Here is a 22,552-nt window from a genome sequence, read left to right on the forward strand (position 1 = left end):
CGGGACTCCGGGCGGAGTCTGACAGGTCCATGACAGCAGCCACCGTCCCCGCGACAGTTCTCACCGTTGTTCTCGTGACAGCCCTCGCCGCCTGCGGAGCCGGCCCCGGGCAGGACGCCACGGACCGCCGGACCGTGGAAACCCTGCTCAGCAGGGTCCTGACTGTCCCCCGACGCACCCACGTCCTCGGCTACAGCCGGGACGAGTTCGGGGGATGGTCCACGCGTGTGTCCTCCGCCGGTCGACTGTGCACGACCCGCNGTAGAGGGGCCCTCCCCTCCCCCTCCCGCGACCTGCCGGCCACTGCAGGCGGCGGGAGCGCCGGAAGATAGGATGACCGGCGTGACTGAGACCGTCCAGGAGACCGCGTACACCCGTCAGCTGCAGAGAACACTGCGCCACCGGCACATCCACTTCATCGCCCTGGGTTCCGCCATCGGCACCGGACTGTTCTACGGCTCGTCGGACGCAATCGGCACCGCCGGCCCCGGTGTCGTCTTCGTCTACCTCCTCGGCGGCGCGGTCGTCTACTTCATGCTCCGCGCCCTGGGTGAGATGGCGGTCGCCAACCCCGTCGCCGGTTCCTTCGCCGAATACTGCCGCAGGTATCTCGGCCCCTGGGCCGGGTACATCACCGGGTGGATGTACGCCTTCGAGATGATCATCGTCTGCCTCGCCGACCTGACTGCGGTGGCCCTGTACATGCGCTTCTGGTACCCGGACACCCCGGGCTGGGTCTGGGTCGCCGTCGCTCTCGTCATCGTCGCGGCGGCCAACCTCGCCAGCACACGCTGGTACGGCGAACTGGAGTTCTGGTTCACCCTGGTCAAGGTGGTCGCCGTCGTCGCGATGATCGCAGGTGGTGCGGCTATCCTGGTCTTCAACGTCGACACCGGCGGACAGGCGGGGATCGACAACCTGTGGAATGACGGCGGACTGTTCCCCAACGGTGTCACCGGCGTCCTCGGCTCACTCATCCTCGTCCTGTTCGCTTTCGGCGGGACCGAGACCATCGGCGTCGCCGCAGGCGAGGCCAGGGACCACGAGACCACCATCCCCAGGGCCGTGAACACTGTCCCGATGAGGATCCTGTTGTTCTACGTCCTGGCGATCCTGGTCATCGTGTCCGTGATCCCGTGGCGCCGGATCACCGGTGAGGAGTCCCCCTTCGTCCAGATCTTCAGCAGTCTCGGAGTGGGCTGGGCCGCCACCGCCCTCAACGTCGTCGTCATCACCGCCGCCCTCTCCGCCGTGAACTCCGACCTCTACGGTGCCGGCCGTGTCGTGTTCGGCATGGCCCGCGAACATCTCGCTCCGGCCGCATTCGCCCGGCTCAGCTCCGGCGGTGTGCCGGTCACGACGGTGGCTGCGATGCTGGTGGTCCTCGTCACCGGTGTCGCACTCCAGCTGTGGAGCGACACCGCCGCCGACCTCTTCTCCTCGATCGCCGCCCTCGCCACATTCGCCACCGTGTTCGTCTGGCTCATGATCCTGCTGGCCCACCTGGCCGGAAGGCAGGGGTGGTTCGGGCAGGAACCGGTGGACGCCGCGTCCCTCCGGTTCCGCGTCCCGTTGTGGCCCTTCGGCCAGTACTTCGCCGTCGCCGTGATCCTGCTGACGTTCGGGACGATGTTCTGGCTGGAGGAGTTCCGGTCAGCGCTCGTCGCCGGGGTGGTCTTCACGGTACTGATGAGTGCCCTCTATCCGCTGACGCGGCGGCGGCGCGGGCCGGCAGGGGTGGAGTCAGAGGGGGCCCGGGGCATCAAACGGACAGCCGACTAGGAGACGGTGTGGGGTCTGAACTACCGTAGGGGCAACCGGCACCCCACCCGGGACTCAGCCGGGTCCCCAGCCGCGTCCGGCATCTGCCCGTCTCAGAACACCCACGGAGGAACAGGACCCACATGACCGCACAGGCCCCCGCAAACCAGAGCGACTGGAGTTCGCGAATCGCACTGGCGCAGCAGATCCTGCCGCTGATCACCCGTCTGCACAACGAGCACAACGTCGTCACGTCCGTATTCGGACGGCTGCTCGTCAATGTCACGGACATCGACATCATCAAGAGCCACCGCTACGCCCGCCTGGTCACCGACCGGGAACTCCCCCTCAGCGCCACCCTGCCGATACTGCAGGAGCTCGTGGAGATGAACCTGGGCACCGCCTCGATCGACCTGGGTCGCCTGGCCACCGGTTACGAGGCGGAGGGAGGTGACCTCCGCGCCTACCTGGAACGTGAACTCTCCGAGGTCATCGGACGTCACACCAGGACCGAGCCGGTGGATGTCGTGCTCTACGGTTTCGGCCGGATCGGCCGTCTCCTCGCCCGCATCCTCATCGCCCGGGAGGCGACCTACGGGGGTGTCCGCCTGCGTGCAGTGGTGCTGCGCAAGAAGAGCGACGACGACATCGACAAGCGTGCCAGCCTCCTGCGCCGGGACTCGATCCACGGGGCCTTCGACGGGACGATCACCGTGGACGAGGAGAACGAGGTCATCTGGGCGAACGGGACAGCCATCCAGGTGATCTACGCCTCTGACCCCGCCGAGATCGACTACACCGCCTACGGGATCGACAACGCTGTCGTCGTCGACAACACCGGAGTCTGGCGTGACCGTGAGGGACTGTCCCGGCACCTCCGGTCGAAGGGGGTGTCCAAAGTCCTGCTCACCGCCCCGGGCAAGGGTGACGTGAAGAACATCGTCTACGGCATCAACCACGGCGACATCGAGGATTCCGACCGGATTCTCTCGGCCGCGTCCTGTACCACCAACGGCATCACCCCGGTTCTGAAGGTCATCAACGACCGCTACGGCATCGTGCACGGCCACGTCGAGACGGTCCACTCGTTCACGAACGACCAGAACCTCACCGACAATTTCCACAAGGGGCCCCGCCGTGGCCGTGCCGCCGGACTCAACATGGTCCTCACCGAGACCGGTGCGGCCCGCGCAGTGGCCAAGGCACTCCCCGAACTGGCCGGAAAGCTGACCGGCAACGCGATCCGGGTCCCCACCCCGGACGTCTCAATGGCGGTGCTCAACCTGAACCTCGTCGAGGAGACGACCCGGGACGAGGTCAACGAGTTTCTCCACAAGGTCGCGCTGCACTCCAGCCTCAGGCAGCAGATCGACTACATCAAGTCCCCTGACGTGGTCTCCTCCGACTTCGTCGGTTCCACTCACGCCGGAATCGTCGACGGGCTCGCCACCATCTCCGACGGGAAGAACCTCGTCCTCTACGTCTGGTACGACAACGAGTTCGGATACTCCAACCAGGTCATCCGCATCGTCGAGGACATTGCCGGTGCACGGCCCAAGGTCTACCCCGCCCGAGTCGAGCCCGCCGACCTGCACTGAAAGTGACCGCCGGGGGCGACCTTGGCCGGGTGAAGGGGTCAGGGGGCTGACGCCGGGACCCTGGCCGCCCCGGAAGGACGCCGACGCCCCGGTGCCGGGTCAGTCGACGGAGGCGGCGTCCCCGTCGTAGTCGTCCTCCCCGTCATCATCGGCGTCATCCTCGTCCTCCCAGAAGTTCTCCAGGGGAACCAGCAGCTCCTCCCACGCCTCCGCCTGCTCACCGGCGACCTGGAGGACATCGAAGAGCCGGTCGAAGTCGGTGTAGCTCCCCAACTCCAGAACCTCTTCGGTCATGTCGGCGATGTCGTGTGCGATCCCCTCGAGAATGCGCCGCCGGTCCGAGTCCGAGGCCCCGGTCGGGTCGTCCTCCGGCTCCGGGTCCTCGTCGTCGGCGTCCTCCCCCCAGAACTCTGCGACGGCCTGACCCATGAGGTCCTCGAAGTCCTCGCCGAGCGTCACGAACTGGACCCTGGCAGCCGGGGTCTCGGACTCCCCGTCAAAGGTCACCACGATCTCGGAGTTCTCACCGACCTCGGCACTCACGGTCAGCGCGTCGACCGGGTCCTGGACGAACTCCAGGTCCGCGATGCGCGGGTCCGTCCCTTCGATCAGGTCGCGCACCGTACCTACGACGAGGTCGGTGGCCACGTAGCGGGCGACGGTGGAGACGGCGTCCTCGACAGAGAACACCACCCCCACGAGAGCAGCCTCGAACTCTTCGTCATCCTCGGCGACATCCGCCATAGCGAGGAAGACGTTGGCCCCGGGAACACCGGTGCCGCCGGTGATGTCGACGAACTGGATCTCGAGGTCCTCCGACACCGGCACGAACAACGTGCCGTCGTTGACCCGGGACTCTATCCCCTCCGCGTCAAGTGCTTCAGCGATGTCCACATAGAAACCCACGAGGGGAACCTCCTACGGTCCACTCCGACCGGGTCGCCCCGGGCACGTCGCCCGGGCACGCCATCGGAACCGACCACCATGCTAGCCGAGAGCCGGGGGCGGCCGGGAGTGCCGGGGTTACCTCAGATGACCCCGCGGTGACACCAGGTTTTCCTGTGATTTTCAGGGACGCCCCTCCGACATCGTGGTACAGGACACATGTAGTAGTGTGGTGGGTCGAGATTGACGACATCATGAAATGAGGCGAGGACCTGCTGTGAACAGCACCAATTTCGGTTCCAACGAATGGCTGGTCGACCAGATGTACCAGCAGTTCAGGGAGGACCCGCAGTCCGTGGACAAGGAATGGCGGGACTTCCTCTCCGAGTATTCCGGGAGGTTCTCCGGGAAACCCTCCGGAAGCCTCCCCGAGGGCCGGACCGGGGACTCTGACACCCCCTCGGCGCCCGCCACCACCGACACAGTTACCACCTCCTCCGCACCGTCCGGGAAGACTACCCGGACCGAACACGCCGCACCGGTCAGCAGGCCGCACCCCGCCGACCGTGCACCCGAGGCTCCCGCGCCGGCACCGCACCGGGTCCATGCAGCCGCAGCCGTGGCGACCAATGTCGCGCCCTCCGCCAACCCGATCCCGGAACGTGTCGCTCCCCCTGCCCCCGACCTCACCGTCGAACAGCCCACCCCGGGCGAGGCCGCCCTGAAGGGCGCCCAGCGGGCCATCGCCAAGAACATGGACGCCTCTCTCGACATCCCCACGGCCACCACCGTGAGGGACATGCCCGCGAAGCTGATGTTCGAGAACCGTTCCCTGATCAACAGCCACCTGCGCTCCCAGGGCCGTGGAAAGATCAGCTTCACCCACATCCTGGGGTGGGCCATGGTCAACGCGGTCAAGGCCCATCCGACGATGAACAACAACTACCAGGTCATTGACGGCAAGCCCTCGGTGGTCACCCCGGAGCACATCAACCTCGGGCTGGCGATCGACCTGGTGGCGAAGAACGGCAACAGGAATCTCGTCGTCGCCGCCATCCGCGGCTGTGAGGCCCTCACGTTCGAGCAGTTCGTCGACGCCTACGAGGACATCGTCCTCAGAGCCCGCAAGGGCAAGCTGACCATGGACGACTTCTCCGGCGTCACCATCCAGCTCACCAACCCCGGCGGGATCGGAACCAGGCATTCGGTGCCCCGGCTCACCCACGGTCAGGGCGCGATCATCGGTGTCGGAGCCATGGACTACCCCGCCGAATTCGCGGGAGCCTCCGAGGACCGTCTCGCGGATCTGGGCGTCGGCAAGCTCGTGACGATCACCTCCACCTACGATCACCGCATCATCCAGGGTGCCGAGTCCGGCGAGTTCCTGAGGGACATGAGCCGACTGCTCATCAACGACGAGTTCTGGGACGATATCTTCGCCTCCCTGCGTATCCCCTACTCCCCCGTGCGGTGGAGCCAGGACGTCCCCAATACGGGAGTCGACAAGTCGACCCGCGTGATGCAGCTGATCGAGGCCTACCGGTCGCGGGGTCACCTGCTGGCCGACATCAACCCGCTGCACTGGACCCAGCCCGGACTTCCTGTGCCCGACCACTCGGACCTGGAGATCGAGAGTCACGGTCTGACCCTGTGGGACTACGACCGCCAGTTCCACGTCGGCGGCTTCGCCGGCCGGGAGACCATGACCCTGCGTGAGGTTCTCAGTACCCTCCGCAACGCCTACACCCGGAAGGTCGGCTCGGAGTACACGCACATCCTCGACAAGGACGAGCGTCTGTGGCTCCAGGAGCACATCGAGGCGGGTCAGCAGAAGCTGTCCACCCCCGAGCAGAAGTATCTGCTGCAGAAGCTGAACTCCGCGGAGGCTTTCGAGAACTTCCTGCAGACAAAGTACATCGGACAGAAGCGGTTCTCCCTCGAGGGCGCCGAGTCACTGATCCCGCTGCTGGACGCCGCAGCCGACCAGGCAGCTGAAGAAGGTCTCGAGGAGATCGTCATCGGCATGCCCCACCGGGGACGCCTGAATGTGCTGGCGAACATCGTCGGCAAGCCCTACTCCACGATCTTCAGCGAGTTCGAGGGGAACATCGAGCCCGCCGCCGCCGGTGGTTCCGGTGACGTGAAGTACCACCTCGGTACCGAGGGCGTGTACACGCAGATGTTCGGCGAGAACGACATCAAGGTCACCCTTACGGCGAACCCGTCGCACCTCGAAGCCGTCAACCCTGTCATGGAGGGGCTCGCCAGGGCCCACCAGGATCTCTCCCCGCGAGCTTCCGAGCACCCGGTGATGCCGATCCTCATGCACGGTGACGCCGCCTTCACCGGGCTCGGTATCGTGCAGGAGACCATCAACATGGCACAGCTGCGCGGCTACTCTGTCGGCGGCACCGTGCATGTCGTGGTCAACAACCAGATCGGTTTCACCACCACCCCGGACCGTGGCCGGTCCACCCACTACGCCACAGACATCGCCAAGGGATTCGACTGCCCGGTCTTCCACGTCAACGGCGATGATCCCGAGGCCGTCGTCTGGGTCGCCCGCCTCGCCGTAGAGTACCGGCGTCGTTTCGGCAAGGACGTCTTCATCGACCTGGTCTGCTACCGTCGCCGCGGCCATAATGAGGCCGACGATCCGTCGATGACCCAGCCGGAGCTGTACAGCATCATCGAGAACCGCCCCACTGTCAGGTCCCTGTACCACGACACTCTCGTCGGCAGGGGCGACATCACCGCCGAGGACGCCAAACGGGCCGCAGACGACTTCCACGGCCAGCTGGAGTCTGTGTTCAACCAGGTCAAGGAGGGTGCCAAAGACACCGTCCCCGCCGCCCAGACCGGCATCGCCGGAGGCCAGGCACTGTCGACGGGGCTGGACACCTCGGTCACCCCGGACGTCATCGCCGAGATCGGTGACAGTTTCACTGTCGACGCCCCGGAGGGTTTCCACGTCCACCAGCGGGTCCGTCCGGTCGTCAAGCGACGTCACCAGATGTCCCGCGAGGGAAATATCGACTGGGCCTTCGCCGAACTGCTCGCCTTCGGCTCTCTCGCGCGCGAGGGCAGGCTCGTCCGCCTCGCCGGTGAGGACACCCAGCGCGGCACCTTCACCCAGCGTCACGCGATCCTCTTCGACTCCGAGACCAACCGGCCCTTCAGTCCCCTGGAGATGGTGGCCCGCAAGGCCGGCAACGGCGGTTCGTTCCGGGCGTTCAACTCACCGCTGACCGAGTACGCGGGCATGGGCTTCGAGTACGGCTACTCTGTCGGCAACCTGGACGCCGTCGTCGCCTGGGAGGCGCAGTTCGGCGATTTTGCCGACGGCGGGCAGACCATCATCGACGAGTACATCTCCTCCGGTGAAGCGAAGTGGGGTCAGCTGTCCAGCGTGATCCTGCTCCTGCCCCACGGCTACGAGGGACAGGGCCCCGACCACTCTTCAGCACGTATCGAGCGGTACCTCCAGATGGCTGCGGAGGGGTCGATGACCGTCGCCCAGCCGTCGACGCCGGCAAACTACTTCCACCTGCTGCGCCGGCATGCGCTGGGCACCATGCGGCGTCCCCTGGTCGTGTTCACCCCGAAGTCCATGCTGCGCAACAAGGCTGCGGTCTCCCCGCTGGAGGATTTCACCGAGGTCACCAAGTTCCGCTCCGTGATTGACGACCCCCGCTTCGCCGACCGGTCCGTGGACCGCTCGGGTGTCAGGACGGTCCTCATGTGCAGCGGTAAGATCTACTACGACCTCGAGAAGAAGCGGGCCGAACTCGGCCGCGACGATGTCGCAGTGGTCAGGGTCGAGATGCTCCACCCGATCCCGCACAACCGCATCAGGGAGACCGTCGTGGAGGGCTACCCGGGTGCCGAGGTGCGGTGGGTGCAGGACGAGCCCGCCAACCAGGGCCCGTGGCCTTTCCTGGCCCTCAACCTGCCGGAAAGGCTGCCCGGATTCACGATGAAGCGGGTCTCCCGCCGTGCCCAGTCCTCCACCGCCACAGGTGTGACGAAGGTCCACCACCTTGAGCAGGAGGCACTGCTCAAGGAGGCGTTCGAAGACTGACCGGTGCGGGCGGACGACCGCCGCCACCGGCTCCGGGCCCCGGACCACCTGTCACGGCAGGTGGTCCGGGGCCCTGTATTTCCCCCGCCCTGATCACCGGAAGATCGCTCCACCCGCACCGTCCCCGGGGTCGCCCGGTCGGGGCGCCCTGTCAGAACGTCCGGTCAGAACGTCCGGTCAGAACCAGACGACAAGGATGAGAACCACCAGCGCGATCCAGGGAATCAGGCCCCACCACCTGTTGCGGTCGCTGAGCAGTGCCCCCGCCGTAGCAGCAGCTCCCGCGACCGCATGGGGGATCCACAGGCCGTTCCCCGCCACGAGAAGGATGACGGCAAGTCCCCACAGGCCGCCGGCTATCAGTCGGGTCATACCTCTGGATCACCGTCCCTTTCCACGCTGTGTGCGTGCGCACGTGTACCGTCCCGCCAAGGATAGCCCGCCCAGGGCAGACGGCCGCGTTCCAGGGCGGGTCTCCACCCCGCGTACCGGTGGTTCTGGTTGACTGTTGACCATGCCCAGTCCCGAGTCCGGCCGACGTCCCTACACCCCGTTGTCCCCTCTCCGGCAGCTTCCCTCCACCGAACATCCCGGATCCGGGCGTCCTTCCCCTCCGGTGACTGCCCGGTGCACCGTGTACCGTCGTCCCGGACCGGATGTCGCCCACGGCGCGGTGGTGCCCGGAGAGCGCACGGAGATCGACCCTGACGGTGACGCCACCGGTCTTCTGGCCGAGCTCCATGACTCTCTCGGCGACGGGGACTTCTGCTGGATAGATGTCTCAGAGCCGGATGCGGTGTTCATGCACCGGCTCGCCGAGGTCTTCGGTATCCACGAGCTGATCGTCGAGGACGCCGTGTCCGCACATCAACGACCGAAGTTCGAACACTACGGTAACCAGATCCTCTTCGTGCTCCGGCCGGTGAACTACATCTCCGGGGGAACCGACCCTGATCCGACCCCGGATGTGACCACCGGTGAAATCCAGACGATCCTGGGCTCCGACTTCGTCATCACCGTCTGCCACGGCGAGACCCCTGACCCCACTGTGCGGATAGAGAAGAATCTCCGGCGCCTGTTCCTTCCGCAGACCGTGCTCTACTCCCTGGCAGATGACGTGGTCGACCACTATCTCGCCGTCAGCGACGAGCTGGAGGACGATGTCAGTGCCATGGAGACGACAGTCTTCGCACCCGGCAACGGGTTCGACATCCAGGAGGTGTACCTGCAGATGAGGGAGGTCCTGGAGGTGCGCCACGCCATCGACCCCCTGACCGTCGCCCTGCGGCTCCTCATGGACGACCAGCACGTCATCGTCGAGGAGAGCCGCGCTTACCTGCGGGACGTGCTGGACCACCAGATTCTCGCTGCGGACCGCATAGGCAACCATGCCGAGAGGCTGGGCTCCCTCGTCGACGCGGCTGCGGCGATGATCTCCCTGCAGCAGAACACTGACATGCGCCGGATCTCCGCGTGGGCCGCAGTGGCGGTGGTGCCGACCCTCATCGCCGGGATTTACGGGATGAATTTCGAGATCATGCCTGAACTTACCTGGCCTTTCGGTTACCCCCTCGTGATCTGCGTCATGATCTCCATCTGTACCGGTCTGATCGCCCTCTTCCGTCACAACCGTTGGCTGTGACCGGTGACGGGGTGCAGGCACCGTATCGCGTATTGTCTGGGGCATGAGTGCCTCGCGAGTTTTCGCCGGCCGTCTGGCCGGGATGATGCTGCTCGGAGCCGACGGCGAGTCCGTGGGCAGGGTCCGGGACGTCGTGGTGAGTATCAGGTCCAACCGGGCCCGGGCGCTGGGGCTGGTCGTCGAGGTCGCGGGTAAGCGGAGGATATTCCTGCCGATGCTCCGGATAGCCTCGATCGATCCCACAGAAGTCACGATGAACACCAGCTCAGTGAGTCTCAGGCCTTTCAAGTCCCGGTCCGGGGAGCTCACGGTGATGGACGACCTCATCGGTGCGAAGGTGCACATCGACGATCCCGAGCATGAGCACCTGGCTGGACGGGCCGTCGAGATCGCGGACGTCGAACTGGAACTAACCCGCACCCGCGAATGGGATGTCAGCCGTTTCGCGGTGATAGTCCGGGGTCGCCTCGGCAGGAGGTCCGCACCCGCGGTCGTCCCACTCACCCATGTGCACGGTCTCTCCGCCTCCGGTGCCGGCCCCCAGGATGCGGACGCCGAACTGATCGCGGAGTTCAAGGAGATGCGCAACGCCGATGTCGCGCAGGTCCTCCACGAGCTTCCCCTGGACCGTCGCGCCCGGGTCGCCGGGGAACTGTCGGATGAACGCCTCGCGGATGTGCTGGCGGAGCTTCCGGACGACGAACAGACCGAGATCCTCGACACCTTCGCCATCGAACGTGCGGCGGACATTCTCGAGGAGATGGACCCGGACGACGCCGCCGACCTGCTCGGTGAACTGCCGGACGACAAGGCCGACGTCCTGCTCGAGCTGATGGACCCTGAGGAGTCGGAACCGGTGCGCCGGCTGATGAGCTTCTCCCCGGACACGGTCGGTGCCCTGATGACCTCCGAACCGTTGATCCTCACCCCCCAGGCGACCGTGGCCGAGGCGTTGGCCCACGCCCGCAACCCGGAGGTTCCGCAGTCCCTGAGCAACCTCGTCTTCGTGGTCAGGCCGCCCCAGGCAACTCCCACAGGACGATATCTCGGATGCGTCCACCTGCAGAAACTCCTGAGGGAACCGCCGTCCGCGCTCATCGGCGGTATCCTCGACCTGGATCTGCCCGCCCTGCGCGCCGATGATTCGGTGGAGACTGCCGCCCGTTACTTCGCGACCTACAATCTTGTCTGTGGACCGGTTCTCGACGACAACCAGCACCTCCTCGGCGCTGTCGCCGTCGACGACCTTCTCGACGACCTTCTTCCCGAAGACTGGCGGGACGAGGACTGGCGGGACCACCGCTCACCGGCCTGACTTCATTCCTCCCCGGGGACCCGCAGGAACACCTGCCGCGGTGCCCCCACCACGTCTGTCTGACCACACGCACGACTACCGCACGAAGGAGGCACCGTGCCGGACAACTACGCACGCACCGACCTGGACACCCCGACCACTTCGCGTCACCGGAGGTTCTTCTCCTTCGACGGGGACGCCATCGGCGTCGGGGCGGAGAGGATCGCACGCTTCCTCGGCACCGGGAAGTACCTTCTCTGGCAGACCGTCTTCGTCATCGTGTGGGTGGCCCTGAACATCGGGGGCATGTGGTGGAACTGGGACCCCTACCCGTTCATTCTCCTCAACCTCGCCTTCTCCACACAGGCCGCCTACTCCGCCCCGCTGATCCTGCTGGCCCAGAACCGGCAGGACGACCGCGACCGCGTATCCCTCAACGAGGACCGTCGACGGGCCGCGGAGACCAAGGCGGACACCGAGTTCCTCGCCCGGGAACTCGCCGGCCTGCGTATCGCCGTCGGTGAGAACGTCACCAGGGACTATCTGCGGCATGAGCTCGACGACCTCACCGACCTCCTGCGCAGGATCGAGGACAAGCTGGAGGACCAGCGGCATGACTCCGACTCCCCGAAGGATCCCGGTGAGCCTTCCGCCCAGGGCGATCCGGCTGACCGCTGAGTCCTGCGCCTCCGGCTACCTGCCGCCTGCCGGCGGCTCCTACCACGGCGACACTCCGCTGGCGTAATATTCTGTCCTGATGTCTACTGTCACTGAATCCGCCGTCCGTACCGCACTCGAAGCGGTCGAGGACCCCGAGCTCAACCGCCCCATCACCGATCTCGGCATGGTGAAATCCGTGGAGGTTGACGGAGATGCGGTCGCGGTCGAGATCTATCTGACCATCGCAGGGTGCCCCATGAAGAGCACCCTGACCGACAGGACCCGTGCGGCGGCAGAGGGGGTCGAAGGGGTCCGTAAGGTCACGGTGACCACCGACGTCATGTCGGACGAGCAGCGTCGCGAGCTCCGCCTGAAGGTCCGTGGCGCGACCTCTGAACCGGTCATACCTTTCGCACAGCCCGATTCGACCACCCGGGTTTTTGCCGTTGCATCCGGCAAGGGTGGCGTGGGCAAGTCATCGGTGACAGTGAACCTGGCCACCTCACTGGCCTCACGGGGCCTCAATGTCGGTATCGTCGACGCGGACATCTACGGCCATTCCGTACCCCGGCTCATGGGCTCTTCCGCCCACCCCAGCCAGGTCGACGACATGATCATCCCGCCGCAGTCTTTCGGGGTGAAGCTGATTTCGATCGGTCATTTCCTCGACGGCAATTCCCCGGTGATCTGGCGGGGACCGATGCTCCACCGGGCGATCCAGCAGTTCCTCTCCGACGTGTTCTGGGGGGACCTGGATGTCCTGCTTCTTGATCTGCCTCCGGGTACCGGCGACGTGGCCATCTCTGTCGCCCAGCTGGTCCCGGACGCCGAGCTTCTCATCGTCACGACGCCCCAGGCGGCGGCGGCGGAGGTCGCGGAGCGCGCAGGTTCGATCGCCCAGCAGACCCGGCAGCGTATCGGCGGGGTGATCGAGAACATGAGCTGGCTGGAACTGCCCGACGGGACGAAGATGGATGTCTTCGGTTCCGGAGGTGGTCAGATCGTCGCGGACCATCTCTCGGAGATCACCGGTTCCCCGGTCCCGCTGATGGGCCGGATCCCGTTGGATCCGGACCTGCGCGTCGGGGGCGACGTGGGAAACCCGATCGTGGTGTCACAGCCCGGGTCTCCGGCTGCGACCGCACTCGCGGGTATCGCCGACCGGCTGGTGACCCGGAAGCAGTCGTTGGCGGGCCGACCCCTCAACCTGGGCGTCACACGCCGCTGAGAGCTTCTCCCGCCTGTTCTGCCGCTTCCGACGGTCGGTCAGAGGATATCTGCGTCGTCGACACGGCTCCAGTCGCCGACCGCCCGTTCACCTGACGGGGCTGTCGCGGCGGAGGTGTCCGGCGCGGCGTCTGTCCGGGCCGGGTCACCGGGCGTCCTGCTTACTTCTGTTCCTGCCGACGCACCGGAGGTTGCTGCGGCTGCCGCTGTCCCGGTCGCAGTTCCGGTGTGCTCCCCTGCGGATTCTGTTCCCCTGTCGGCGCTCTCCTCCGCCTGCGGGTGGCCCGTCCGACCGCGGGTGGCGGAGAATGCCCCGGTGACGCCGCGTGCCGTGTCCTGCATCTCCCGCAGGAACTCCGGATCGTCGTCCAGCAGCGCCTTGCTCACCAGACCGCGGGCACCCATCCGCCGGACGTCGTTGAGCTGGGACAGGGGTTTGCGGAGGTCCTCGAAGTCCTCCTTGAACTCGGAGTCGATCTGTTCTCTCGCCGTGGACACCGCGTTCCGGGCGGCGAGGACGATGGCTTTGACGTCGTTGATGATCCGGGGCAGTCGCTCCGGTCCGACGACGATGATCCCGACGATGATCAGGACGAGGACCTCGCCCCAACCGACACTGGAGAACAACGGGTTCCACCTGACTTCCGGGCTGCAGTTACGTGACCCCGGTGATTCTACCGCCGTCCCCGTCCGGTGTGCGACACACGCAGAGCCCGCCGGACCGTGGTGGAGAGCCGGTCGCCGAAAGTCTCCGGACGCCGGCACCCGTCCACCCCCACAGTCGACTCTCCCGGCGGCTCGTCCGGGGAGTCCCCGCAGGACGCCGGAATGCCCGTCAACCTGGCCAGCAGTGATCCCGGGGCGTGCACCTCCTGGAGGGCGCCCGCACGACGCATCCGGTCAGCGGCCTGACGTTGGGCGCGGACCTCGGAACGGCATTCACCGCAGTGGACCAGATGTGCCTTGGCACGGTCCTCCGCCACCCGGCTGAGTTCCCCGTCCACCAGCGCAGCGACGGCCTCGGTACTTAGATGACCGACGTCACGCCCGTGCCACATAGCTCAACTCCCCTGCAGAACGGTCGAGAGCCGCCCTGAGCTGTGCCCTCGCCCGGTGGATCCGGGAGCGGACGGTACCCATCTTCAGGCCGAGAGTGTCCGCGATCTCCTCGTAGCTCAGGTCCAGACCGTCACAGAGGACGACAGCGACACGGAACTCGGGGCTGAGATCGTCGAGCGCGCGTCGAAGTGCAGGATCGAGATTGTTGAACTCGTAGGCACGTTCGGGGCCCGGCTGGTCACCGGCGACTCTCTCATAGTCCTCCGGGAGCGATTCCATGCGCACCGTCGACCGGTGCCTGACCATGTCGAGGAAGAGGTTGGTGGTGATGCGGTGCAGCCACCCTTCGAAGGTTCCCGGGCGATAGCTCTTCAACGACCGGAACACCCGCATGAACGTGTCCTGGGTGAGATCCTCGGCGTCCTGCCTGTTTCCGCTGAGCCCGTAGGCGAGACGGTAGACGTCGTCGGCGTGCTCGGCGACGAGCTCAGCCCAGCTGGGCATCTCCGACTCTCCCCTGTCGAACCCGCCGGTACCCCCGACAGGAGGTTCATCAGCGGTACGGTCGGAGGACTGAACGGAACTCATGGCCACCATCCTGCATTCCCGGGATTGTCGTAGGGTCACTGTCAGCTGGACGCCACCTGTGAAATTCACTTCGTACGAAGAATCTACCGTACCCGCGGAGGCCATGTCACCCCCGCCGGCCGGCCCATCCCCTAAGCTGGTCACCGTGAATGTCAACACCGGTTCAGCCCTCGACGCCGTCCGTTCCTACATCAACGGTACGGCCCGTTCCGACGACGCTCTCACCGAGGCGCGTACGGCCGCCTCAGAGTTCGGCCTGCTGTACCCGGATGCCGCGACCGGGGAGTTCCTCACCTTCCTCGCCGCGCGTCCCGTCGCCGGTGCTCAGCCCGGCGCCGTGGTGATGTCCCCGGCATGCGGTGTCATCGGCCTGCACCTCTTCGCCGGATTCCCGGAAGGTACCGGGCATGTCACCTGCATCGACCCTGAAGTGGAGCACCAGAAGCTGGCGAAGCAGGCGTTCACCTCCGCAGGACGGCGTCCCACCTCATTCCGCTTCGTCCCCTCCTCCCCGCTCGACGGCATCGTCCGGCTGGCGACAGACTCCTATGACCTCATCATCGCCGACGTCGACCCGGAACTGTTGACCACCGCGGTGGATTCGTCACTGCCGGCACTGCGGCAGGGTGGCGTCCTCGTGCTGCTGGACGCCCTCCTCGACGGTGCACCGGGGGATCCGGCGCGCACCGACCGACAGGCAGAGGCGGCCCGGGCCGTCGAGGCCCACCTGGCAGGACTACGGGACACGGGAACCGTCGAGACCGCCCGTCTCCCCCTCGGCGCGGGCATGACGGTGGTGACCCGCCGCTGAGCCCGGTGTATCGTTCGACCGGTGCAATCCATCATCGACCTCTACCACAGCGTCACCGACGTCGAACACATCGTCTCCGCCTTCGGTCTGGTCGGCATAGCCCTGGTTCTCTTCGCCGAGACCGGACTGCTCATCGGGTTCTTCCTGCCCGGTGACTCGCTGCTCTTCGTCGCGGGACTGTTCACCGGCGGTGACGACCCGGTCTTCCCCGTCTGGAAGTTGCTGCTCGTCGCGGTGATCTTCGCCGTCCTCGGTGACCAGCTGGGATACCAGATCGGACGGTGGACCGGCCCGTCGATCCTGCGTTCCCGGGCGGCGCGGATCATCGGGGAGGAGCGCATCGACAAGGCACACGAGTTCTTCAGGTCACGTGGACCCCACGCGGTGATCCTCGCCCGGTTCGTCCCCGTCATCCGCACGATCGTCCCCGTGCTCGCAGGCATCAGCGGCATGGAACGCCGCCGGTTCATCCCCTACAACATCATCGGCGGTGTCGCCTGGGCCTGTCTGATCCCGGTCGCGGGTCACTTCCTCGGCGGAATCGACGTCATCAGGCAGCACGTGGACCTCATCATCGTGGGTCTGGTGGCTCTCTCCGTCATCCCCCTGGCCCTGGAGTGGTGGCGGGGACGCCGGGGACGCCACGGAAACCGCGGAAACCACGAGATCCACAGCACCTCCCGCTCCGTGCCGGCGGTCGCCGACGGTCCGGTGCCCCCGCCGGCTGCCTGAGCACTGGTATACAGGAGAGAGTGAACCGCTTTCGACCTGAACTCCACGTGACCGCGGAAACCGGCGTCCTCGAGGCACCGGCAGGAGCGGTCCGGCAGGGTACCTCCCTGCACGTCTTCCACCAGTTCCGCCCCACCCCCTCCTCGGGTGCCCGGTGGGCCCACCAGGTGGCCGCCGATCTGCCCTACGGCTGGGACGTCTGCGATGACGTCCTGGCCCCGACCGACGGGGAAATCGACTGTCTGGCAGGGTCCTCTGTGCCGGTAGGTGACGGGACGGTGGAGCTCTTCTTCGTCACGACAGCACCCGTGGGGGACGCCGACCGGGACGCACAGCTCGGTTCCTCCCTCGCCCACGACCGACGCGGGTCCCGCAGTTTCACCGTCCAGCGCGCCCGGATCCGCGACCTGGACGACATCTCCGACGAGATCTCCGACGATCCCAGCGTGGTCCGCCGGGAGGTCGAGCGCCTCGGGCCGGTCTCCGTCGACGATTCACGGCACCGGGTCACTGCGCTGGTGACGCCGAGCGTCATCCGTCGTGACGACATCTGGCTCATGGTAGCGCTCGACCTCACCGACGACCGTTCGGCGTCGATCGTGGTCCTCACTTCGCCTGACCGGCAGAACTGGACCGTCGAGGGTGCCCTGGAGATCGACGGGGACGCCGGGCTGCCCGACGGTCGCCCCTTCGCCCCCCGGATCGTCACGATGGAGGACGACACCGACGGACGGCGACGCGACGTACTGTTCATCACATACCCGGACGGAGAGGACCGGGGAGAGGAGGACCGGGGAGAGGTCGCCGGTTACATCGTCGGCCGGCTCGACGGCAGCAGATTCACCGTGGAGACCGGGTTCCAGGTCTTCGACCACGGACATGACTTCACCCGCCCCAGGGTGGTCCAGGGTCCGCGTCCGTTGATTCTGGGGCTGGTCGGGACATTCCCCGGCACGGGGAAGGGGACGTGGGCCAACTGCCTGTCACTGCCACGGTTCCTGACACTCACCGGCGGCCACATCTACCAGGACATTGTGGGGGTACCGTCCGCGGTACGCTCCTACACCGACAGGGCCGCCGTGTTCACGGCCCAGCTCGACGCGACCCGTGGTGCTGTGACGGTGAGTCTTCTCGACGAGGCGGACAGGGTCATGGCAACGGTGCGGCACTCCGGTGACAGGGTGGAGTTCTCCCGCACCATGGACGACGGTTCGGAGGATGTCCGGACCGCGGTGCTCACCGACGGCGACTCCGACACCCTGACCGTCCTCATCGACGGTCCGGTGTGCGAGGTTTTCGCTGACGGAGGCCTGGTGTCCTTCACCAGCGCAGTGTCCGGCAGCTCCGCTTTCTCGGGGTTCCGGGTGGACACCACCGCCGGGGCCCGTGTGCTGTCGGCGATGGAGTCGCTGGGCCGTCGACTTCAGCGGCGGCTGGCGAAGCTGGACAGTGCCGAGGAGCAGGAGAGGCTCATCGCCGAGGCTGCGCTCGCTGACCGGGACCTCGCCGCCGGTACCGGGCCGATCGTGCCCTGACCTGGTAAAACGTCAGGACCCGTTGAATCCGAGAGTCCGGGGGTCACGTCCCAGCCGGGTGACTGTCGCCCGCGCCGTGACCTCCATGACCGGTGGAAGGTCCGCGATCCGCTCCGCCAGCACCTTGGGGTGGATGTGCCTGGCCGAGGGGCTCATCCCGATCTGTGCTGCGATGGACGCCTGGTCGAGGCGCATCACGAATTCGATGCTCTCGGGGTCACCCACCGGGACGAGGTAGCCGGACGCCTGACTGATCATCCTGTCCACCTTTCCCGCCTCGACGTCGATGATTCCCAGCGGGGCGCGCAACTCGGCGAGATGTCCCGCCTCCGGGGTGAGAACAACGACCTGTCCTTCAGGGGTCAGGACCCTGGAGAACTCCGCCGCATTGCGCGGGGCGAAGATGACCGTGAGCACGTCGATGCACCCGTCGCGCAACGGCAGCCGGGACCAGGCGTCGGCGACAACCGCACCGACCCTGCGGTGACAGGAGGCGAGCCTCTTCGCCGCCGGCACGGAGACGTCCACACCGATCCCCCGTGAACCCGGCACCGAATCCAGTGTGTGCGCCAGGTAATACCCGGTCCCCGCCCCGATCTCCACGATCGCCGGTCGGTCGTCCTCGGTCACGTGTGCGTCGTCGAGGACGTCGTTGACGGTGTCGGAGACCGCCTCGACGAACGGGGCGAAGTGGCCGCCCGAGAGGAAGGATTCCCGGGCGGTGATCATGTCGGCGTCGTCACCGGTGTAACGCAGGCCGGCGCCCCCTGCCAGCGTGACATAGCCCTGGCGGGCAACATCATAGCTGTGACCGGATTCGGACACCAGGGTCCTCCACGACCCGTCCCCCGCCCTCAGCGGAGTTCCGTCGACAGGGTCGGCGAGCAGGTCGATGACATCGGACAGCACGGTGGTCGGTACTCCTCGGTAGGTGACAGCGGGACTGCACCCGGGACGGCAGGACCGTCCTCAGGCTGTCCCCGGGAAAAGGGACGGTGGTGCGGCCGGACGTCCCCGGCTGACCCCACCCTATCTACGGAACCACTCTACAAGGCTTCGGGCGGCGAAACCGGTGGCGACACGGCCACCGGAACCTCTCCCGTCCGGTGCTGAGGAGGGTCCGCCGATGTCCAGGGACGTGAACTCCGAGTCTCCGGTGAACCTGTCGAAGTACAGGGCGGCGGCCGGGGCAGCCGGACCGGCAGGCTCGGCGGTGAGGTCGGTCGACTCAGCGTCGACGGCGTCCTCCAGGTAGGAGGGCATCGGCATGGGCCACCACCGCTCCCCCACTTTCGCGCCACGCAACGTCATCCGACGCGCCCGGTCCGCGTCCCTGGTGAACAGCGCCCCTGTCCCTGTGCCCAGGGCGGTCTCCGCTGCCGCGGTCCACGCCCCCACGGCGATGATCTGTGCCGGACGGTAACGGTGGGAACCGTGGGCCAGTGCATCCGCCGCAGCGATCCGACGGGCCAGCCGTGTCCGGGCGTCCTCGTCACCGGAGGCGTTGACACTGGTGGTCAGGCCTCCGCAGTGCTCCACGATCTCCGCCGGCCGACCGGACGGGACGGGCTGCGGCGCCACCGGCAGTCCGGTGACCGGGACCAGTCCCACGATCTTACGGGGCGAACGCAGGTCGGCCAGCGCACGCAGTGCCGCCGGCACCACCGCACCCCCGACCAGCACGGCGTCCGGGCGCATGTCGGTCAGTTCCCCTTCTGCGGCGGCGGGGTCCCAGGTGAACTCCACCAGCCCGGCGTACCGGACGGGGTCCCCGCAGATCGAGAGAAGTCCCCGGAAGCCCTTGCGTTCCAGCCAGTTGATGCCCCGGACCCTGGTTCTCAGACCGGGAATACCCGCGGTGATGTCCTTGGCGGTCTGCCTCCACCACTCGACCGACACCGCACCGTCCGGCAGACTGTCGAGGTCACGCGCCAGGGCGGTGGCGCCACCGAGCGCGGCCCCGAGCGCAAGTTCCCGGGGCGCGGCGTCCGCCACCTGGTCCGGGACGCCGGTCAGGTCGATGTGGATGTCCCGGACCGTCGGGGCCGGAGACCTGTGGCGCACGGTAGGGACCCGGCCGGCAGTGACGAGGCCCTGTGCCAGGTTTCTGAGGTGACGTCGGGTGGTGGACGCCGGGACCCGGACCTGCACCAGATGCCGCTTCGCCTTCACCGGGTGGACCTCCACCATCGCCGTGATCTCGCGGATCAGCAGCTGCCCGGCTGTCCTCCAGCCGTCATCGCTGAGGCGGGAGTCCTCACCCGGCGCGAGGAAGTCCGACAGCGGGGAGGGCGCCGAGGGGACGCCGACGGTCCTGACCCCGTCCCCGTCCGCCCGTACCACCGACAGGGCAGGTGACCCCGTCGGCAGCACCTGTACCCGGCAGTCGACAACCTCCGAACCCGAGGCGGTGGCTCCGCAGGGGATCTCCGGGATCCCCCGGGGCAGGGACGGCAGCATTCTCAGGACGCCGTCCATCAGGCCCGGTCCTCTCTGTCTTCCCCGACCGCCCTGTCTTCCCCGACCGCCCTGTCCGTCTCTCCCGCAGCAATCCAGGCCTCAACCTCGGAGATGTCGTACCCCCGGCGCACCACACTGAATCGGGGGGTGCCTTCCCGGTGGCCGGCCACCGGCTCGGGCCTTCCGAAGGTCACCTGGACGAGTGCCACGAGAACCAGGCCCACGAACAGGGCGACGATGACGGTGATGAGCAGGTACACGGGCCGGATTCTACCCTACCTGTCCCTTTTCCGAGGTCCGGGTCCCGCTGTCCCCGCTCCGGGCGGCGACGACCCTTTCCACTGCCTCGGCGGGGTCGTCGGTGACGGTGATCAGGTCAGGATCCCCCGGGCTCACCAGGCCGTCGGCGACCAGCCGGGAACGGATCCAGTCCAGCAGACCGCCCCAGTACCCGGTACCGACCAGAATCACCGGGAACTGACGGACCTTCCCGGTCTGCACGAGCACCAGTGCCTCGAAGAGTTCGTCGAGGGTGCCGAATCCACCCGGCAGGCAGATGAAGGCTTGTGCGTACTTGACGAACATCGTCTTCCGGACGAAGAAGTACCGGAAGTTCAGCCCCAGGTTCACCCAGTCGTTCAGCCCCTGCTCATGGGGAAGCTCGATGCCGAGGCCGACGGAGAGGCCGCCCGCCTCCGCGCATCCCCGGTTCGCGGCCTCCATCAGTCCCGGTCCTCCCCCGGTGATCACCGCATATCCGGCCTCGTGGAGCAGCCGTCCGGTCTCACCCCCGAGGCGGTACCAGGGGTGGTCCTCGGTGATCCGGGCGGAGCCCCAGACAGTCACGGCCCGCGGAATCTCGGCGAGGGCCCCGAATCCCTCGACGAACTCCGACTGGATCCGCATCACCCGCCACGGGTCGGTGTGCAGCCAGTCGGCGTTCGGCTGTTCGTCGAGGAGACGCTGGTCGGTGGTGGAGGACGGAGCGATACGGCGTCCCTCCCCTCTCCGGAGGACAGGTCCCTGGTAGGTGAACGGAGTGTCATTGGGTCGTATAGGTGCCACTGTCAGGCCTTTCCTGTGAGATAGCGGAGAAGCTGGTCGCTGACGTCCCGGATCATCTCTACCGGGCAGTGCTCTGCCGGGGTGTGGCACAGGCCGGGGTCCCCGGGGCCGAAGTTCACCGCAGGGATGCCCAGGGCGGCGAAACGTGCCACGTCTGTCCAGCCGTACTTCGCCCGGACCCGGCCGCCGGTCGCCGCGACGAGGGCGGCAGCCGCCGGACGGTGGAGCCCCGGGAGCGCCCCCGGGGACAGGTCGTCGACCTCCAGGCTGAAGCCCGGTGCCGGGGCGTCCGGGGTGCCCACGCCCAGGACCTCGAGGGTGTGCCCGAGGGCCTCTTCTCCGGACCGGTCGGGTGCGAAACGGAAGTTCACGAACATCCATGCCTCGTCGGGGACCGTGTTCGTCGCCACACCGGACTCGAGCCTGACGATGTTGAGCCCTTCGCGGTAGACGCAGCCGTCGATGTCGACCTCCCGGGGCGTGTACGCGGCCACCCTGGAGATCACCGGTGACAGCCGGTGCGCCGCGTTCTCGCCGAGCCAGGAGCGGGCGGAGTGTGCTCTGACGCCGTGGGCGGTGACCCTGATCCGCAGTGTGCCCTGGCACCCCGCCTCGACCATCCCCCCGGAGGGTTCTCCGAGAAGGGCGACATCCCCTTCCAACCATTCCGGGTGTGCCTCGGAGAGCCGGCGGAGACCGTTGTAGCGCGAGGCCACCTCCTCACAGTCGTAGAGGACCAGTGTCATGTCGTGGGCGAGATCGGCGGAGTTCGCCAGGGTGACGAAGGCGTGGAGGTAGACGGCGTCCCCGGACTTCATGTCGACAGAGCCCAGACCGTGGATACTGTCCGCACCGTCGGCGTCCGGTCCCCGACGGGAGGGCAGGTTGTCCGCCGGGGGGACGGTGTCCGTGTGACCTGCCAGCACCACGCGGGTCGGCAGGCCCCGGTGGGTCCTGGCGACCAGGGTGTCACCGTGCCTGTCGACGGTGACACCGGGCAGCGAGAGGCCGGTGAGCGCCGATTCCAGCGCATCGGCGAGCTGTTTCTCCTCGTGGGAGACGCTGGGGATGTCGACGAGCGCGGAGGTGAGCTCCACGGGGCCGACGCTGAGATCGAGTTCTGCAGTCATTGTGGCGCCCATTCTAGGTGCGGT

Annotated in this window: 20 protein-coding genes; 10 read left to right on the plus strand and 10 right to left on the minus strand. The window is 67.0% G+C overall.

Features of this window, described 5'->3' with window-relative positions; all coding sequences use genetic code 11:
* Window positions 1-333: 333 nt before the first annotated feature.
* A complete protein-coding gene (locus E0E18_RS03970; RefSeq protein ID WP_130839390.1) occupies window positions 334-1,782 on the plus strand; it encodes an amino acid permease in 1,449 nt (482 codons plus the stop codon).
* Window positions 1,783-1,904: 122 nt separating this feature from the next.
* A complete protein-coding gene (locus E0E18_RS03975) occupies window positions 1,905-3,359 on the plus strand; it encodes a glyceraldehyde-3-phosphate dehydrogenase (protein ID WP_066583167.1) in 1,455 nt (484 codons plus the stop codon).
* 99 nt (window positions 3,360-3,458) lie between these two features.
* On the opposite strand, the gene E0E18_RS03980 is transcribed toward E0E18_RS03975, so the two are convergent.
* Entirely contained in the window at window positions 3,459-4,265 is an 807-nt protein-coding gene (locus E0E18_RS03980) for a hypothetical protein (RefSeq protein WP_066583169.1), read from the minus strand.
* A 256-nt stretch (window positions 4,266-4,521) separates the two neighbouring features.
* Between E0E18_RS03980 and E0E18_RS03985 the strand changes: the two genes are divergently transcribed.
* A complete protein-coding gene (locus tag E0E18_RS03985; protein ID WP_066583170.1) occupies window positions 4,522-8,325 on the plus strand; it encodes a multifunctional oxoglutarate decarboxylase/oxoglutarate dehydrogenase thiamine pyrophosphate-binding subunit/dihydrolipoyllysine-residue succinyltransferase subunit in 3,804 nt (1,267 codons plus the stop codon).
* Window positions 8,326-8,502: 177 nt separating this feature from the next.
* Here E0E18_RS03985 and E0E18_RS03990 read toward each other — a convergent pair whose 3' ends face one another.
* Window positions 8,503-8,697, minus strand: a complete 195-nt coding sequence (locus E0E18_RS03990; RefSeq protein ID WP_066583172.1) for a hypothetical protein — start codon at window positions 8,695-8,697, stop codon at window positions 8,503-8,505.
* A gap of 142 nt (window positions 8,698-8,839) precedes the next feature.
* On the opposite strand from E0E18_RS03990, the gene E0E18_RS03995 reads away from it, so the two are divergent.
* The 4 genes from E0E18_RS03995 (at window position 8,840) to E0E18_RS04010 (ending at window position 13,149) form a co-directional block, all read left to right on the plus strand.
* Window positions 8,840-9,967 carry a magnesium and cobalt transport protein CorA gene (locus tag E0E18_RS03995; RefSeq protein ID WP_130839391.1) on the plus strand — a complete coding sequence of 376 codons (1,128 nt, stop codon included), beginning with the start codon at window positions 8,840-8,842 and terminating at the stop codon, window positions 9,965-9,967.
* 43 nt (window positions 9,968-10,010) lie between these two features.
* Window positions 10,011-11,282: a magnesium transporter MgtE N-terminal domain-containing protein gene (locus tag E0E18_RS04000; protein ID WP_066583175.1), complete on the plus strand. Its 1,272-nt coding sequence runs from the start codon at window positions 10,011-10,013 to the stop codon at window positions 11,280-11,282.
* A 96-nt stretch (window positions 11,283-11,378) separates the two neighbouring features.
* Window positions 11,379-11,939: a DUF1003 domain-containing protein gene (locus E0E18_RS04005; RefSeq protein WP_066583176.1), complete on the plus strand. Its 561-nt coding sequence runs from the start codon at window positions 11,379-11,381 to the stop codon at window positions 11,937-11,939.
* A 79-nt stretch (window positions 11,940-12,018) separates the two neighbouring features.
* Entirely contained in the window at window positions 12,019-13,149 is a 1,131-nt protein-coding gene (locus E0E18_RS04010) for an Mrp/NBP35 family ATP-binding protein (protein ID WP_130839392.1), read from the plus strand.
* 38 nt (window positions 13,150-13,187) lie between these two features.
* On the opposite strand, the gene tatB is transcribed toward E0E18_RS04010, so the two are convergent.
* Genes tatB through sigE form a run of 3 tightly spaced genes read right to left on the minus strand, consistent with a single transcriptional unit; the run spans window position 13,188 to window position 14,804 of the window.
* A complete protein-coding gene (tatB, locus tag E0E18_RS14375; RefSeq protein ID WP_130839393.1) occupies window positions 13,188-13,775 on the minus strand; it encodes a Sec-independent protein translocase protein TatB in 588 nt (195 codons plus the stop codon).
* Between the two features lie 47 nt (window positions 13,776-13,822).
* Window positions 13,823-14,206: an anti-sigma factor family protein gene (locus tag E0E18_RS04020; protein WP_110481231.1), complete on the minus strand. Its 384-nt coding sequence runs from the start codon at window positions 14,204-14,206 to the stop codon at window positions 13,823-13,825.
* The gene (gene sigE / locus E0E18_RS04025; RefSeq protein WP_066583192.1) at window positions 14,190-14,804 is read right to left on the minus strand and encodes an RNA polymerase sigma factor SigE; all 615 of its coding nucleotides are present in this window, start codon (window positions 14,802-14,804) and stop codon (window positions 14,190-14,192) included. Before sigE ends, E0E18_RS04020 begins: the two co-directional genes overlap by 17 nt.
* Before the next feature lie 136 nt (window positions 14,805-14,940).
* Here sigE and E0E18_RS04030 point away from each other — a divergent pair, with 136 nt between their 5' ends.
* From E0E18_RS04030 to E0E18_RS04040, 3 genes are read left to right on the plus strand one after another with little or no spacing between them, the layout of a single operon-like run.
* On the plus strand, window positions 14,941-15,606 hold the full coding sequence (locus E0E18_RS04030) for an O-methyltransferase (RefSeq protein WP_078057194.1): 666 nt from the start codon (window positions 14,941-14,943) through the stop codon (window positions 15,604-15,606).
* A gap of 21 nt (window positions 15,607-15,627) precedes the next feature.
* Entirely contained in the window at window positions 15,628-16,338 is a 711-nt protein-coding gene (locus E0E18_RS04035; protein WP_078057025.1) for a DedA family protein, read from the plus strand.
* Window positions 16,339-16,358: 20 nt separating this feature from the next.
* Window positions 16,359-17,873 carry a glycoside hydrolase family 32 protein gene (locus E0E18_RS04040; protein ID WP_237559622.1) on the plus strand — a complete coding sequence of 505 codons (1,515 nt, stop codon included), beginning with the start codon at window positions 16,359-16,361 and terminating at the stop codon, window positions 17,871-17,873.
* Window positions 17,874-17,885: 12 nt separating this feature from the next.
* Here the strand turns inward: E0E18_RS04040 and E0E18_RS04045 are convergent, their stop codons facing one another.
* The 5 genes from E0E18_RS04045 to dapE all read right to left on the minus strand — a co-directional run bounded on the left by E0E18_RS04045 (window position 17,886) and on the right by dapE (window position 22,528).
* Window positions 17,886-18,782, minus strand: a complete 897-nt coding sequence (locus E0E18_RS04045; RefSeq protein WP_066583200.1) for a methyltransferase domain-containing protein — start codon at window positions 18,780-18,782, stop codon at window positions 17,886-17,888.
* Between the two features lie 120 nt (window positions 18,783-18,902).
* A complete protein-coding gene (locus tag E0E18_RS04050) occupies window positions 18,903-20,351 on the minus strand; it encodes a M17 family metallopeptidase (RefSeq protein ID WP_130839394.1) in 1,449 nt (482 codons plus the stop codon).
* Window positions 20,351-20,593 (minus strand): hypothetical protein, encoded by a 243-nt coding sequence (locus tag E0E18_RS04055; RefSeq protein ID WP_066583204.1) that lies wholly within the window; start codon window positions 20,591-20,593, stop codon window positions 20,351-20,353. Before E0E18_RS04055 ends, E0E18_RS04050 begins: the two co-directional genes overlap by 1 nt.
* 10 nt (window positions 20,594-20,603) lie before the next feature.
* Window positions 20,604-21,398: an LOG family protein gene (locus tag E0E18_RS04060; protein WP_130839395.1), complete on the minus strand. Its 795-nt coding sequence runs from the start codon at window positions 21,396-21,398 to the stop codon at window positions 20,604-20,606.
* A gap of 2 nt (window positions 21,399-21,400) precedes the next feature.
* Entirely contained in the window at window positions 21,401-22,528 is a 1,128-nt protein-coding gene (gene dapE / locus E0E18_RS04065; protein ID WP_227871211.1) for a succinyl-diaminopimelate desuccinylase, read from the minus strand.
* Window positions 22,529-22,552: the final 24 nt, after the last annotated feature.

This window comes from Corynebacterium neomassiliense (genome assembly GCF_900626215.1).
Lineage (GTDB): Bacteria > Actinomycetota > Actinomycetes > Mycobacteriales > Mycobacteriaceae > Corynebacterium > Corynebacterium neomassiliense.